This window comes from Paramicrobacterium agarici (assembly GCF_002563955.1).
In the GTDB taxonomy this organism is placed as follows: Bacteria; Actinomycetota; Actinomycetes; order Actinomycetales; family Microbacteriaceae; genus Paramicrobacterium; species Paramicrobacterium agarici.
This window is the reverse complement of sequence record NZ_PDJE01000001.1, coordinates 721,193-734,253: the sequence shown is the minus strand read 5'-3', so window position 1 is coordinate 734,253 and position 13,061 is coordinate 721,193. Positions and strand designations below refer to the sequence as shown.

General features: G+C 65.1%; 13 protein-coding genes. 6 read left to right on the top strand and 7 right to left on the bottom strand.

The annotated features are described in order from the left end of the window. Positions 1–3 precede the first annotated feature (3 nt). From ATJ78_RS03705 to ATJ78_RS03690, 4 genes are all read right to left on the bottom strand, one after another. Positions 4–879, bottom strand: coding sequence for a carbohydrate ABC transporter permease (locus tag ATJ78_RS03705; protein ID WP_245836194.1), 876 nt, complete (start codon positions 877–879; stop codon positions 4–6). A gap of 2 nt (positions 880–881) precedes the next feature. Further along, positions 882–1,820 (bottom strand): carbohydrate ABC transporter permease, encoded by a 939-nt coding sequence (locus ATJ78_RS03700; protein ID WP_098406368.1) that lies wholly within the window; start codon positions 1,818–1,820, stop codon positions 882–884. A 2-nt stretch (positions 1,821–1,822) separates the two neighbouring features. Continuing rightward, positions 1,823–3,160 (bottom strand): ABC transporter substrate-binding protein, encoded by a 1,338-nt coding sequence (locus ATJ78_RS03695; RefSeq protein WP_098406367.1) that lies wholly within the window; start codon positions 3,158–3,160, stop codon positions 1,823–1,825. A 203-nt stretch (positions 3,161–3,363) separates the two neighbouring features. Beyond that, positions 3,364–4,092: an MBL fold metallo-hydrolase gene (locus ATJ78_RS03690; RefSeq protein WP_098406366.1), complete on the bottom strand. Its 729-nt coding sequence runs from the start codon at positions 4,090–4,092 to the stop codon at positions 3,364–3,366. A 53-nt stretch (positions 4,093–4,145) separates the two neighbouring features. Between ATJ78_RS03690 and ATJ78_RS03685 the strand changes: the two genes are divergently transcribed. Beyond that, a complete protein-coding gene (locus ATJ78_RS03685) occupies positions 4,146–4,703 on the top strand; it encodes a TetR/AcrR family transcriptional regulator (protein ID WP_098406365.1) in 558 nt (185 codons plus the stop codon). A gap of 19 nt (positions 4,704–4,722) precedes the next feature. On the opposite strand, the gene ATJ78_RS03680 is transcribed toward ATJ78_RS03685, so the two are convergent. Further along, positions 4,723–5,535 carry a DeoR/GlpR family DNA-binding transcription regulator gene (locus ATJ78_RS03680; protein ID WP_245836193.1) on the bottom strand — a complete coding sequence of 271 codons (813 nt, stop codon included), beginning with the start codon at positions 5,533–5,535 and terminating at the stop codon, positions 4,723–4,725. 180 nt (positions 5,536–5,715) lie between these two features. Between ATJ78_RS03680 and melA the strand changes: the two genes are divergently transcribed. The 5 genes from melA to ATJ78_RS03655 all read left to right on the top strand — a co-directional run bounded on the left by melA (position 5,716) and on the right by ATJ78_RS03655 (position 10,593). Beyond that, a complete protein-coding gene (gene melA, locus ATJ78_RS03675; protein ID WP_098406363.1) occupies positions 5,716–7,020 on the top strand; it encodes an alpha-galactosidase in 1,305 nt (434 codons plus the stop codon). A 111-nt stretch (positions 7,021–7,131) separates the two neighbouring features. Then, a complete protein-coding gene (locus ATJ78_RS03670; RefSeq protein WP_245836192.1) occupies positions 7,132–8,325 on the top strand; it encodes an MFS transporter in 1,194 nt (397 codons plus the stop codon). 293 nt (positions 8,326–8,618) lie between these two features. Further along, positions 8,619–9,992 (top strand): MFS transporter, encoded by a 1,374-nt coding sequence (locus ATJ78_RS03665; RefSeq protein WP_098406362.1) that lies wholly within the window; start codon positions 8,619–8,621, stop codon positions 9,990–9,992. Between the two features lie 92 nt (positions 9,993–10,084). Next, positions 10,085–10,336 (top strand): type II toxin-antitoxin system Phd/YefM family antitoxin, encoded by a 252-nt coding sequence (locus ATJ78_RS03660; protein WP_098406361.1) that lies wholly within the window; start codon positions 10,085–10,087, stop codon positions 10,334–10,336. After that, the gene (locus ATJ78_RS03655; RefSeq protein ID WP_098406360.1) at positions 10,333–10,593 is read left to right on the top strand and encodes a Txe/YoeB family addiction module toxin; all 261 of its coding nucleotides are present in this window, start codon (positions 10,333–10,335) and stop codon (positions 10,591–10,593) included. Before ATJ78_RS03660 ends, ATJ78_RS03655 begins: the two co-directional genes overlap by 4 nt. Before the next feature lie 156 nt (positions 10,594–10,749). Here the strand turns inward: ATJ78_RS03655 and ATJ78_RS03650 are convergent, their stop codons facing one another. Together ATJ78_RS03650 and tcuA are read right to left on the bottom strand one after the other, a co-directional pair. Then, positions 10,750–11,370, bottom strand: coding sequence for a GntR family transcriptional regulator (locus ATJ78_RS03650; protein WP_098406359.1), 621 nt, complete (start codon positions 11,368–11,370; stop codon positions 10,750–10,752). A gap of 62 nt (positions 11,371–11,432) precedes the next feature. After that, a complete protein-coding gene (tcuA, locus tag ATJ78_RS03645) occupies positions 11,433–12,899 on the bottom strand; it encodes an FAD-dependent tricarballylate dehydrogenase TcuA (RefSeq protein WP_098406358.1) in 1,467 nt (488 codons plus the stop codon). Positions 12,900–13,061: the final 162 nt, after the last annotated feature.

The window sequence follows — 13,061 nt, the reverse complement described above, 5'->3', positions numbered from 1 at the left end:
GCGTTATCCTTTCAGTCCTGAGAACGTCATGGTCTGGATGAACTGCTTCTGCGCGAACAAGAAGAACAGAACGAGAGGCATCACCGCGACGACGTTGCCCGCCATGAGCAGCCCCCATTCAGTCTGTCGTGCGCCCTGGAAGTTGGCGATGCCGAGCTGGATCGTGAACGCCGACGGATCGTTGATCGCGATGAGCGGCCAGATCAGGTCGTTCCACGAGCTCAGCAGCGTGAAGATCGCGAGCGTGGCAAGCGCAGGCTTGGCCAGAGGCAGCACGATGCGAAAGAAGATTCCCCAGCGGGAGCATCCGTCAAGCATTCCGGCCTCTTCGAGCTCGGCGGGCAAGCTCAAGAAGAACTGCCGCATGAGAAAGATGCCGAATGCCGATGCCAACCAGGGCACGATCGCTGCGCCGAGCGTGTTGATGAGGCCGATCTTCGAGAACAGAATGTACGTCGGGATCATGAGCAGCTGCGTGGGCAGCATGATCGTCGCGATGATCAGCAGAAACCCCATGTTGCGCCCCTGAAATCGGAGGCGCGCAAAACCGTAGCCGGCCAGCGAGCACAGAATGATGTGCGCGATGATGGCGGATGCTGACACGATGACGGAGTTCAGCAGCCACTGCAGAATGTTCGTCGTGGCGAACAGCTTCGCGAAGTTCTCGAACGTCACTGTCGACGGCACGAACGGCGGCGGAAACTGCACGAGTTCCGATGCCGGCGACAGCGCAGCCATGATCATCTGCACAAACGGCACGACGAAGACGAGCGCGATCGGAGCGAGAACGAAGTGCCACCCGCTGAGCGTGCGCCGGCGGCGTCGTGCTGGTGCCGCGGTGCGCACGGTCACGCCGATTGCCTCTTGTGTGGCGACCACAATCAGAACGCCTCCTTGTCTCCGCGTCGTGAGTACACGACGACGGCGAGCGTGATGAGCAGCGTGAGCGCGAAGAGCACGTACGCGCTCGCCGAGCCATAGCCGAACTCGAGTCCCTTGAACGCGCGCTCCCACACGAAGTACACGATCGTCTTCGTGGCGTCGAGCGGCCCGCCCTTCGTGGTCGTGAACACCAGGTCGAACAGCTTGATCGCCTCGATCATCTGCCAGATGGTGACGAACACCGTCACGGGCGCGAGCTGCGGAAAGACGACGCGCCAGAACGTCTGCCACCGGTTGGCTCCGTCGATGCGCGCCGCCTCGACGAGGTCACTTGGAATGTCCTGCAGCGCCGCGAGGTAGATCACCGTCGTGAACGCCGCCTGGCCCCACAGCGACATGATCGCGAGCACGACCATCGCCTGCGACGGGTCTTCGAGCCACCTTTGCTGCGGAAGGCCGATCACGCGCAGCACATTGTTGACGACGCCGAACTGCGGGCTGAACAGGTAGGTGGTGAGGATGCCGGTGGCGGCAGCGGATGCGACGAACGGGACGAAGATCGCCGTGCGGTAGATGCCGATGAAGCGGATGCGGCGGTTCAAGGCGACGGCGAGAAAGAGTCCCGCGAGCACCGATGACGGCACGAAGAGCGCCGTGTAGAACAGCGTGTGCATGACGGAGTCGAGAAACTCCGGGTCTCCGACGAGGCGAGCGTAGTTGTCGCCGCCGAGGAACGTCGGCTCGCTGAAGCCGTCCCACTCCTGCAGCGAGAGCACGAATGCCCACACTGCGGGGAAGACCGTCAGACCGACGACGATGAGCGTCGCTGGTCCGACGAAGGTCCACCCCTCGAAGAACCGCCGCGTGCGCTTGGAGCGGGCGGGAGCCTCGTTCTTGTGCGAGGCTCCCGGCGCCACCAGCATCCGTGTCTGACTCATTGCTACTTCGAGTCCCCGAGCTTCTCGTTCGCCTTCTCGGCTGCGGCCTTGAGCGCCTCTGCCGGGTCGGACTGGCCCTGTAGCACTTGCGAGATTGCGCTGCCGATCGCCTCAGAGAGGTTGACGTAGCCGGGAACGGTGGGCCGCGCCTTCTGTGCGTTCTCGTTGTTGGCGGCCATGATCTCGAGGCCGGGGTACTGCGCCGCCTGCTCGGCGAACTCCTCGGAGTCGACCTCGCTCGAGCGCAATGGCAGGTTGCCGATCGCGACGTTCCAGCGCACGTCCTGCTCGGCGCTCGTCAGCCACTTCACGAACTCGTACGACCAGTATTCGCGGTTGGCGTCCTTGTGGTCGAAGAGCGCCCAGATGTCGGGGCCGGAGACCGTCTGGTGGTCGCCGTCGGTTCCCGGCAGCACGGTCACGCCGTAGTCGGTGCCGGCCTTCACGAGGTCGTAGAGCTGCCAGGGGCCCGACGTGATCATGCCGATGCGGTCGCTCGCGAACAGCTGCCCGAACTTCGTGTCGGTCTGGTCGAGGTAGACGCTCTTGTCAGTGACGGCCATGTCCTGCAGAAAGGTCAGCGCTTCGACGCCGGCCTCTGAGTCGAACGCCGCGGTCTGCTGGTCGTCGCTGAGGATCTCGCCGCCGTTCTGCCACAGGTGCGGCCAGAACTGCCACGTCGTCTCTTCAGATCCCGACACCGAGTAGCCGTAGCCGTAGGTGTTCGACGCCGGGTCGGTCAGCGTCTTCGCAGCATCCCTGAAGTCGTCCCATGACCAGTTCTCGTCGGGGTAGTCGAGACCCGCTTTGTCGAACAGGGTCTTGTTGTAGATGAGCGAGAGGTTGTCGACGATGGCGGGGAATCCAATGGTCTTCTCCCCGGTCGGCTGCACGGTCTTGCGGGCGGCCTCCGAGAACTCCTCCCATTGGACGTCGGGCTCGTTTACCTTGTCGGTGATGTCGAGTGTGCGTCCCGATGCTTCGAGCTGGCTCGCCCAAGCGCCGAACGCGTACGAGATGTCGGGGTAGCTGTTGCCGGCGAATCCGGCCGAGAGCTTCTGCAGCAGCTGCTCGGTCGATGAGGCCCCGGCCGAGAGCTCGATCGTGACATTGGAGTGCTCGTCTTCGAACTCGGCCGCGAGCTTCTCGATGAGGTCTTGGGCCTCGTCGGTCTGCCCCGACCACATCGTGATCGTCACGGGAGCGTCTTTGTCGAGCGTCGTCGCGCCTTGCTGGCCGCCGCAGCCGGTCAGCGTCAGTGCGCTGACGGCCGCGATGGCCGCGCCGACGAGAGCGGTGCGTTTGAGCCCTGTTCGTTTGAGCTGTGGGTGGTACGTCATTGTTGACCCTTTCGGCTTCACCTGTGAAGGGAGCGGGAAGCAGAAGGTTCAGGTGGGCGGATGCTTCCCGTCACAGTGAATCTGACACGACGTAGCGTTTTGAGCAATCTTTCGCTCATAAAACTGCTTGATGCGCGCATTCCGAGTGATCGTTCAGCCCGCGAGGACCGCTCACGAGGCCCAGATCCAGGCCAGGATGCTGCTCAGCCTGACTGCGTAGAGCGGTACGCGTGAAGCAGCTCGGCGATGCTTCCGCGCCAGGGCGCACCGTGCCCGGGAATGATCCAGCCGCTCCACTCAGCGCCGAGCTCGGTCTCGAGGCGGGTGAGGGATGCTGCGGCCGCAGTCGGATCGTCGGTGAACGGAGCCGGCTGCGGTCCGCGGCTGCCGGTGAGCACGTGCCCCGTCGTGAGTCCGTCGCCCACGAAGAGCGCGGAGAAGGAGGGAACGTGAATCGCGATGCTCCCCGGCGAATGGCCGGGAAGCCCGATGACCTTCGGAGAGCCGGGAAGTTCGAGCGCGTCACCGTCCGCGACCGTCCGCACCTCGCTCAGGTGCGTCGTGCGCAAGCCGTCCTTGCGGATCGAGTACGCGAGAAAGCGCAGCACGGGTGCGATCTTGGCGCCGCCCCACGCGGGCTTTGTCGACTCCTCGCCGCGTGCTCGCGCAGCATCCGCCTCGTGCACGAAAACGGGAACGCCGAAGTCGCGGCGCAGTCGCTCGGCGAAGCCGATGTGGTCGCTGTCGCCGTGTGTGAGAACGACACCCCGGATGTCGGCGGGCGATCTGCCAATCTCTGCCAGCTCGCGCTGCAGGTCTCGCCAGTGACCGGCAAGTCCGGCATCAATGAGGGTGATGCCGCTGTCGTCGACGATGAGGTGCGCCGCGATGATGTCGTTGCCGATGCGGCGGAGTCCGGGTGCCAGTTCCATGATGGCTACGATACATAGCCATCATGGCTACGCGCAATAGCTATACTCGATTCATGCCCACCCCCGACCGCACATCACTTCCGGCCATCGTGGCCGCCGGTCAGCACATTCTCGAAAGCGATGGTCTCGACGCCGTCACGATGGCCGCCGTCGCCGAGCGCGTCGGGGTGCGGCCTCCCTCGCTCTACAAGCGAGTGCGCAATCGCGACGAGCTGATCCGCCTCATCGCCGAGGCCGCCGTCACCGAGCTGGGCGCGGCGCTCGCCCAGGCCGACCCCGGAGGCGATCCACGAGAGCGGCTTAGGGCCATCGTCACGGCACTGCGGGAGTTCGCCCGCGCACGAACGGCCGCGTACCTGCTGGTGTTCACGCCGCTCACCACGGAGCCGCCCTCACGTGAGCTGCTCGAGACCAGCAGTGCACCGCTCTTCGACGCCGTCGCCGAAATCGTCGACCACGACAACGTGCTTGAGGCGGCACGCACGTTCACCGCCTGGGCCACGGGTTTCATCGCTATGGAGCTCAATGGCTCGTTCCACCTCGGAGGCGATGTCGACACAGCCTTCGCCTATGGCGTCGAGCGCCTGGCGGCCGCGATCACGGATCGCTGACGCGCTGCGCCGACCGCCCCTACGCCCGAACGCGGTGCACGCGTACGCCGAGCTTCTCGATCTTGGCGAGCTCGTCGGCGTCGGCGTCATCGTCGATGACGAGATCGGTCACTTCGCTGAGGTCGGCGACGCGAGCGAGGCGCACCTCCCCGAGCTTCGTGCTGTCGGCGACCACAACAACGCGCCCCGCGTGCGTCACCATCGAGCGATTCGTGCGCGCCTCAATGTCGTCGAAGGTCGTGAGTCCGTTCGCCGCCGTGATGCCGTCGGCTCCGATGACCGTCATGGCGACGTTGATGGCGTTGAGCGCGCCTTCGGCGAGCGAGCCGACGAGTTCAAACGATGTCGGGCGGATCACGCCGCCGGTCATGACGACCTTGACCTTGCTGCGTGACGCGAGCTCGTAGGCGGTCGTGAGCGAGTTGGTGACGATTGTGAGATCGGTGCGCGCCGTGAGATTGCGGGCGACCTCCGCCGCGGTGCTGCCGCCGCCGATCGCGATCGCCTGCCGGCCGCCCGGAATCAACTCGGCGGCCTTGCGCGCGATCGCCACCTTCGCGTCGCGTTCGGTGGAGTCCCGATACCGCACGGGCAGCTCGGCCTTCATCTCGGTCGCCTGCGCTCCGCCGTGGGTCCGGGTGAGAAAGCCCTGCGCCTCGAGCAGCGCGAGGTCGCGCCTGATGGTCGCCGGGGAGGCCTTGAGCATGTCGGTGAGCTCGGCGAGCGTGACGGTCGAGGACTCGGCGAGCGCGCTGAGGATCGCCGAGAGGCGTGCCGATCGCTTGGCTGAGGCGACGAGAGGCTGGCTTGACGACGGCATGGCGGGGTTCATGAGTCATATTTGATCACAGATTCGCTCAGAAAAGCGATCGGGTTGCGCAGAGCACTGCGCGACGGTTTCCCGCAAAACACCGCACTACCGCGCGGAACGCAGCGGCCGCGGCACCCGTTCCCGCTCATCAAAAGTGACCGTTTTGACGAGGAATGTGATCGATGCGGTCACAATGTGTGTATGACCCGTGTGACTTTCATCGGCGCTGGAAGCGTCGTCTTCACCAAGCAGCTGCTCACCGACCTTCTGCGCTACCCCGAGTTCGACGAGATCGAGATCGCCCTTCACGACATCGACGCCGAACGTCTTCGTGTGGCGGAGGCGACGGCGGCCTTCGTGTCACAGAAGCTGGGCGCACACGCTCGCGTGACAGCATCCGCTGACCGCCGTCAGGCTCTGGAGGGCGCCGACTTCGTGATCAACATGATCCAAGTGGGCGGTATCGAGGGGACGCGCGCCGATCTCGAGGTTCCTGCGAAGCACGGGCTGCTGCAGACCATCGGAGACACGACGGGCGTCGGCGGCGTGTTCCGCGGACTGCGCACCTTTCCCGTGCTCACGCAGATTCTCCGCGACATGGAGCAGGTCTGCCCCAACGCATACTTTCTCAACTACACGAACCCCATGACCATGAACGTGTGGTGGGCGAACCTCGTCGCTCCGAGCATCCGCACGATCGGTCTGTGCCACAGCGTGTACTGGACGGCGCATGACCTCGCAGAGCTCGTCGGGCTCGATGTCTCACAGACGCGGTATCGTGCAGCGGGACTTAACCACCAGTCGTGGTTGCTGGAGTGGACGACGCTCGACGGCGACGACCTCTACCCGCGCCTGAAGCAGCGCATCGACGACGACCCTCAACTGCAGCGCCGCGTGCGGGCCGAGATCTTTCGCCGTGTGGGCTACTACCCCACCGAGACGAGCGAGCACTCGGCAGAGTACCTCTCGTGGTTTCTGCGGTCGGAGTCGCAGCGCGAGAAGTACCGGCTCACGCCGCTCGAGTACCTGCAGATCAGCGAAGAGAACGTCGCCGAATTCGAGCACACCCGCGCCGCGCTCGACAGCGGGCAGGACATCGAGCTCGAGAACGACGCGACCGAGTACGCCCCGCAGCTCATCCACTCGATCGTCACGGGAACGCGGCGTGAGATCCACGCGAACATCGCCAACGCCGGGCTGATCAGCAACCTGCCCGAGGCGCAGGTCGTCGAGGTGCCGTGCATCATTGACGAGCAGGGCGTGCACCCCGTGCCCATGGGCGACCTGCCGACAGAGTGCGTCACCGTGAATCGCGCATACGCCGCCGTCGCGGGGGCAGCCATCGAGGCAGCCCGCACCGAGAACCCGACGCTCGTGCGCCAGGCGCTCCTCGCCGACCCGAACGCCACGTCGAGCGTCTCCCCCGAGACGCTGTGGCGCATCTGCGACGAGCTCACGCAAGCGCACGCGCAGCACCTCCCCGAAGCGCTCACGCAGCCGGCGTAGACCCAGAAAGCGATTCCGGATGCTGTCGCCACCGCGACAGCATCCGCCCCGTTCGTGCGCCGCAGCACCGATAGGCTTTCTCGAGTGCCGATTCGCGGGAGGGGAGGCCGGGTGACCGAGCGCAAGCCGTCTGTCTGGACGCTGCCGGGCATGCCCCCGCTGCTTCTGACGACGGCCCTTGCGTTCAGCGGATTCTCACTGCTTATGCCCGTTGCACCGTTGTGGGCGACCATGGGCGGAGCCGACAGCTTCGGCAGCGGGCTCGTCAACGGGCTGCTCATGCTCTCGACCGTGGCGACGCAGATGCTCGTCGCGCCGGGCCTTCGCCTGCTCGGGTGGTCGCGGATGCTGGTGATCGGGCTGCTCTGCCTGGGGCTGCCGTCTGCGGTGCACCTGCTCTCCGACCAGCTGCCGCTCATTCTCGCGCTCGCCGTGGTGCGCGGCATCGGCTTCGGCATCATCACCGTGTGCGGCTCGTCCGCTGTCGCGGCTCTCGTCGAGCCGAAGCGCCGCGGCCGGGCGATCGGCGCATACGGACTCGCGATTGCCGTGCCGCAGTTCGTGCTGATCCCTGCAGCGCCGTGGCTTGCCGAGAACGTCAGCCCTGCCGTCGTCTTTCTGCTCGGCCTCGCTCCGATCGTCGCCCTGCCGTTCGCTGTCGTGCTCGGCCGCCGCCTCGCCACGGTGCCAGCGCCCAAGACGTCGCCCCTCGACGTCGCGCCGCAGGGCTCACGCATCGCCGCCGTGCGCACGCGCGCCGTCGTCATGCCGATCGTCGCGCTGCTCACCATCACGTGCACCGGCGGCGCCGTGCTGACGTTCGCGCCGACCATGCTCACCAGCACGTCGACAGCTGTCGGCGCCCTGCTCGCGCTCACGGGCCTCGGCGCGCTCTCGCGGTGGATCTTCGGCGGCATCGCCGACCGGTTCGGCGCGCGTCGCTTCATCGCCCCGCTGCTCCTGGTCGCAGCGCTCGGTGCCGGCGGCGTCGCGTGGGGCGTGGCAAGCTCAGCGGATGCTGTCGCCACGACGCTGCTTCTCGCCGGCGCGGCGTTCATCGGAACGGCGTACGGCGGGCTGCAGAACGTCACGCTCGTCGAGGCGTTCGCCGCGGCCGGCGACCGGGCGCGCAACGTCGTGAGCGTTGTGTGGAACGCGGGGTTCGACCTCGGCACCGGTCTCGGGTCGGTTGTCGTCGGCACGATCGCCACGGCAAGCTCGTTTCCCGCGAGCTTCACGGTTCTCGCGGCAGTGAGCGTCGTGGTCGCCGTGCTCGTCGCGGCGCTGCGCCCGCGGCATCCGTGACCCACGTGTGACCCACACCGCGCTGCGACGTGGCAATGGCGTGGCAATCGCACGCGTCTCCATGACGCCCACGCACCATCTTGCTGTGCGCTGCTGCGGCGCGCCTGCCTCCCTGCTCGGTGCCTTTCGCGGCGCTGCTCTGGCACCCGTTCTCGTTCGCTTGGGCGCGATTGTTATGCATCGTATACAAAATGACTTTTCACCGTATCTCAGGTCGTATATGATCTGAGTCGTGATCGTGCGCTGAAAGCACAGCGTGTTACACCGACAAGCTAACGACAAGGGAGTCAACGATGTCTGAGACGTCGAGAGTTGCCGAGGCGACTCCAACGGATATGAAGAGAGTCGCCATTGCGACGATTATCGGCACGACGATCGAGTGGTACGACTTCTTCCTCTACGCCAATGCCGCGGGTCTGCTCTTCGCGTCGCTCTACTTCGAGCCGCTCGGGCCGCAGGCGGCGATCCTCCTGTCATTCGCATCTGTGGGAGTGAGCTTCCTCTTCCGCCCGCTCGGCGCCTTCATCGCCGGCCACCTCGGCGACAAGATCGGGCGCAAGACCATGCTCGTGTGGACGCTCATTCTCATGGGAGCATCCACCACTCTCATCGGCCTGCTGCCCACGCACGCCGTGATCGGGGCCGCTGCGCCGATCCTGCTCGTGCTGCTGCGCATTCTGCAGGGCCTCTCGACGGGCGGCGAGTGGGGCGGCGCCGTGCTCATGGCCGTCGAGCACGCTCCTGCTGACAAGCGCGGTCGCTTCGGCGCGTTCCCGCAGATGGGCGTGCCGCTCGGGCTGCTGCTCGCGTCGGGCATGCTGGCTCTCATGACGGGCGTCATCTCTCCCGGTGAGGCGTTCGTCGAGTGGGGCTGGCGCGTTCCGTTCCTTCTGAGCATCGTTCTCGTTGTCGTCGGAATCATCGTGCGCCGCAGCGTCGACGAGTCCCCGGTCTTCGCCGAGATGGCGGCGAAGAAGGAGAAGGCGTCGATGCCGATCATCCAGCTGTTCCGCAAGCACTGGCTGCTCGTGATTCTCGCCGCGCTCACCTTCGCCGGCAACAACGCGGCCGGGTACATGACGACCGGCGGATTCCTGCAGGGCTACGCCACGCGTCCGCTCGACGAGGGCGGTCTCGTGGGAATGGAGCGCACGCCTGTGCTCGTCGCCGTGACGGTGTCGTCGGTTGTGTGGCTCGTGTTCACGTGGTTCGGCGGCTGGCTCTCAGACAAGATCGGGCGCCGCAGCACGTACATCACGGGGTGGATCATCTTCCTCATCACGGTGTGGTTCCTGTTCCCCCTCGTCGACACGGGCAGCGCGTGGCTGTTCTTCGTGGGAATCGCGCTATTCACGATCGGCAACGGCCTCACCTACGGACCGCAGGCCGCGTACTTCACCGAGCTGTTCCCCGCATCCATTCGCTACTCGGGCGTCTCCATTGCCTACGCGATCGGCGCGGTGCTCGGCGGCGCGTTCGCTCCCACGATCTCGGCGTGGATCGTGCAGACGACCGGCACGTCGCAGGCCGTCGCCTGGTACATCGCGGGCGTCATGGCAATCGCGTTCATCGCGACGCTGCTGCTGCGCGACCGCACCCGCATTCCGCTCGGCCCGGAGCACGAGGAGGAGCAGGCCAAGCACCCGATCTACGGTCTGAGCAAGTAGGGCGCCGAGGAATGAGGGGCGGATGCTTTCACAGCATCCGCCCCTCTCTCTCAGAACCAACGCGTACAATATCTTGTACGTAAGGAGGCACCATGCGCACAATGAGCTATTCAGAGTCCCGCGCGAACTATGCAGATACTCTGTCGAAGGTCACTGACGACCGTGAAGAGGTCGTCATCACGCGAGCGGGACACGAGCCTGTGGTCATCGTCTCCCTTGATGACTACGAGTCGCTCAAAGAGACGGCCTACCTCCTGCGAAGTCCCGCAAACGCCCGTCGGCTGTTGAGCGCCATCGACCGGCTCGAATCGGGCGACGGCACTGAGCGCGGCCTCGTCGAATGAAGTACGTCTGGGATGAAGACGCCTGGGCAGACTACGAATGGTGGCAGCAGCAAGATCGCAAAGTGCTGAAACGCATCAACACGCTGCTCCGCGACATTGCCCAAAACGGCAACGAGGGAATCGGCAAACCTGAGCCGTTAAAACACGGCTTTCGCGGGTACTGGTCCCGCCGCATCACCGACGAGCACAGGCTCGTCTACAAAGTGGAGACCGACGAGGTTCGCATCGCCGCCTGCCGCTACCATTACGGGCGCTGACAATGAGGGGCGGATGCTGTCAGAGCATCCCTCCCCTTTTTCATGATCTGTCGAGCCGGTCGGCGAGAGCGCCCGGCTGCCATGGAAGCATGCACCCCCGATGGCGCGAGCAGCGGCACGATCTCGCGCGCGGCGACTACCCGCGAGCGGGCCACCTCAGCGCTCTTGCGCGTAGAGCTGCAGCCTCATGTCGCGGGCGCGCGACATATGCAGTTCAGCGAGCTCTTCTGCAGCACTCGAGTCGCGATTCTCAATCGCTTCGATCAGCCCATCGTGCTCGGCGAGCGCCGACTCCCAGCGCTCCTCGACCGCGAGCGTCGTGGTCGGGTACCGCAGCAAGTGCAGACTGAGCCGCTCAAGCTGGTCGATGAGAGTCTGGTTATGGCTCGCCGCCCAGATCGTCTCGTGAAAGCCCCTATTGGTATCTGCCCGACGTGCAGGGTCCGCAATGTTCGACATCGCATCGCGCGCAGCCTTGATCCGCGCGAGATCGAGCTCGTTCCTGCGCTTCGCTGCGGCGCGCGCCGCAAGCCCCTCGAGATCAATACGCACTTCGTAGATATCGAGGATCTCCTCTGGAGTGCTTCCCTTCACCTGCATGCCTCTCGGCGTGCGCTCCACAAGGGTGTCTGACTCGAGCCGCTGGAGAGCCTCACGAATGGGAGTTCGGCTCGTGCCGTATCGTGCGCCGAGCGCGATTTCTGCGAGCGCATCGCCGGGCATGAACTCACCCGAGATGATGTCAGCGCGCAACCGCTCGTATACGCTCTTCGGCATCAGTCCCTCACTCGCCCCGCGGATGCTGAGGCAGACTCGTTCATCGCGAGTCCAACTTTAGCTCACGCGATGCTGCCCGCACGGCGGCCGAAGACCATCCCCGCAGCGAGTCCCGTACCCCCCGGGTAGTTGTTGCTGAACAGCCCTCCGAGCATCTCGCCGCACACGAAGAGACCCGGAATCTGATCACCGGATTCCGTCAGTACGCGCCCGTCGACATCGCTCTTGAGGCCGCCGAACGTAAATGTGACGCCGCAGGTAACCGGGTACGCGTAGAACGGTGCCGTGTCGAGCGACGACGCCCAGTTGCTCTTGGGCGGCTGCACGTCAGAGCGTCGCTGATCTTTGATCGTCGGGTCGAAGTCGTGCGACTCGTCGATGCCACTGTTGAATGCATCGACGGTCTGCCTCAACCCGTCGACGTCGATGCCCGCTGCTTCGGCGAGGCCATCGAGCGTCTCGCTGACGTACTCCGAAATATCGGGCATCTCGTACTCCTCAACGCGCAGCAACGGCCGCGTCTTGGCATCGAAGACCTGGTACGCAACGTTCCCCGGCTGCTTCAGAATCTCGCGCCCGAACTTCGCATACGTGTAGTTGCGGAAGTCCTCGCCCTCGTCGACGAATCGCTGTCCGTCGCGGTTCACGATGATGCCGTTCGGGTATCCGCCGCGGGTAAGTCGGTTGGTCAGCTCTCGGTTGCTCTCGTTGTTCGGGGTGAAGGCATCCCACTGCACGCTGTGTGCGCTTCCCCAGTCTCCCGCGCGAGCGGCTCCCACGCCCAAACCGGCTTCGATGAGCGCACCGGTATTGCACGGAGTTCCGCGCAGCTTGGCGTGCTGCCAACCGTCGCCGAGGTACTTCTGGCGCATGGCGACGTTGCCCTCAAAGCCTCCGGCGGCGAGAACAACAGACTCAGCGCGGTACTCGCGGCGCCCCTCGGGCAGCGTGGCGACGACGCCGACGACTCGCCCGTCTTCGACGATGAGCTCTGTAACGTCGCAGTCGTAGACCACCGTTTCGCCCAGGCACTCGGCGATCTTCACGTGGTCGGCAATGAGCCCCTCACCACCGCCCGTGTTGCCGATGTGCAAACCACCCCAGAAGAGATAGCTGCCATCCGGGCGATCATATGCCTGCCGCTCATACATCAGCCGGTACCGCATGCCGAGTGAACTGAGCCACCTCATCGTGCCCTGGCTGTCCTCAACGAGTACGCGCGTCAGGTCGGCGTCGTTGCGTCCCTCGGTGACGCGCTCCATGTCGGCGATGTACTGCTCCGGCGTGTACGGCGGGACTTCGGTGCTGCTGTGGCGCTCATCGGCATCGATGAAATCGCGAACGTCGTCGAGACCGCCATGCGTGACGCGAGTCGCTCCCGCCGTGTAATAGCTGTTGCCTCCCGCGCGCTCCCGTGAAGCCTTCTCGAGAACGAGCACACTTCGCCCGCGTTCGGCCGCGGCGTGGGCCGCGCTGAACCCCGCGTTTCCCCCACCAACAATGATGACGTCAGCGTCTACTGCCTTCATGATTCGCTCCAATCCCCTTGCATACCGCTGTATACATTAGTGCCAATCGCCGACCGCAACAAGTAACCAAATGCCGATGGCCCACGATCCGCTTCGACGGGAGCAACACCGCGCCTTAGAGCCTGCCTCACAAGAAACCTCTCCAGCGTCGAGATGACCGTT

What these genes read in the sequence shown, in the direction of transcription:
- ATJ78_RS03700 (WP_098406368.1), bottom strand. Translation starts at nt 1,820, where the DNA reads ATGAGTCAGACACGGATGCTGGTGGCGCCGGGAGCCTCGCACAAGAAC.
- ATJ78_RS03695 (WP_098406367.1), bottom strand. Translation starts at nt 3,160, where the DNA reads ATGACGTACCACCCACAGCTCAAACGAACAGGGCTCAAACGCACCGCT.
- ATJ78_RS03690 (WP_098406366.1), bottom strand. Translation starts at nt 4,092, where the DNA reads ATGGAACTGGCACCCGGACTCCGCCGCATCGGCAACGACATCATCGCG.
- ATJ78_RS03685 (WP_098406365.1), top strand. Translation starts at nt 4,146, where the DNA reads ATGCCCACCCCCGACCGCACATCACTTCCGGCCATCGTGGCCGCCGGT.
- ATJ78_RS03680 (WP_245836193.1), bottom strand. Translation starts at nt 5,535, where the DNA reads ATGAACCCCGCCATGCCGTCGTCAAGCCAGCCTCTCGTCGCCTCAGCC.
- melA (WP_098406363.1), top strand. Translation starts at nt 5,716, where the DNA reads ATGACCCGTGTGACTTTCATCGGCGCTGGAAGCGTCGTCTTCACCAAG.
- ATJ78_RS03665 (WP_098406362.1), top strand. Translation starts at nt 8,619, where the DNA reads ATGTCTGAGACGTCGAGAGTTGCCGAGGCGACTCCAACGGATATGAAG.
- ATJ78_RS03660 (WP_098406361.1), top strand. Translation starts at nt 10,085, where the DNA reads ATGCGCACAATGAGCTATTCAGAGTCCCGCGCGAACTATGCAGATACT.
- ATJ78_RS03655 (WP_098406360.1), top strand. Translation starts at nt 10,333, where the DNA reads ATGAAGTACGTCTGGGATGAAGACGCCTGGGCAGACTACGAATGGTGG.
- ATJ78_RS03650 (WP_098406359.1), bottom strand. Translation starts at nt 11,370, where the DNA reads ATGCCGAAGAGCGTATACGAGCGGTTGCGCGCTGACATCATCTCGGGT.
- tcuA (WP_098406358.1), bottom strand. Translation starts at nt 12,899, where the DNA reads ATGAAGGCAGTAGACGCTGACGTCATCATTGTTGGTGGGGGAAACGCG.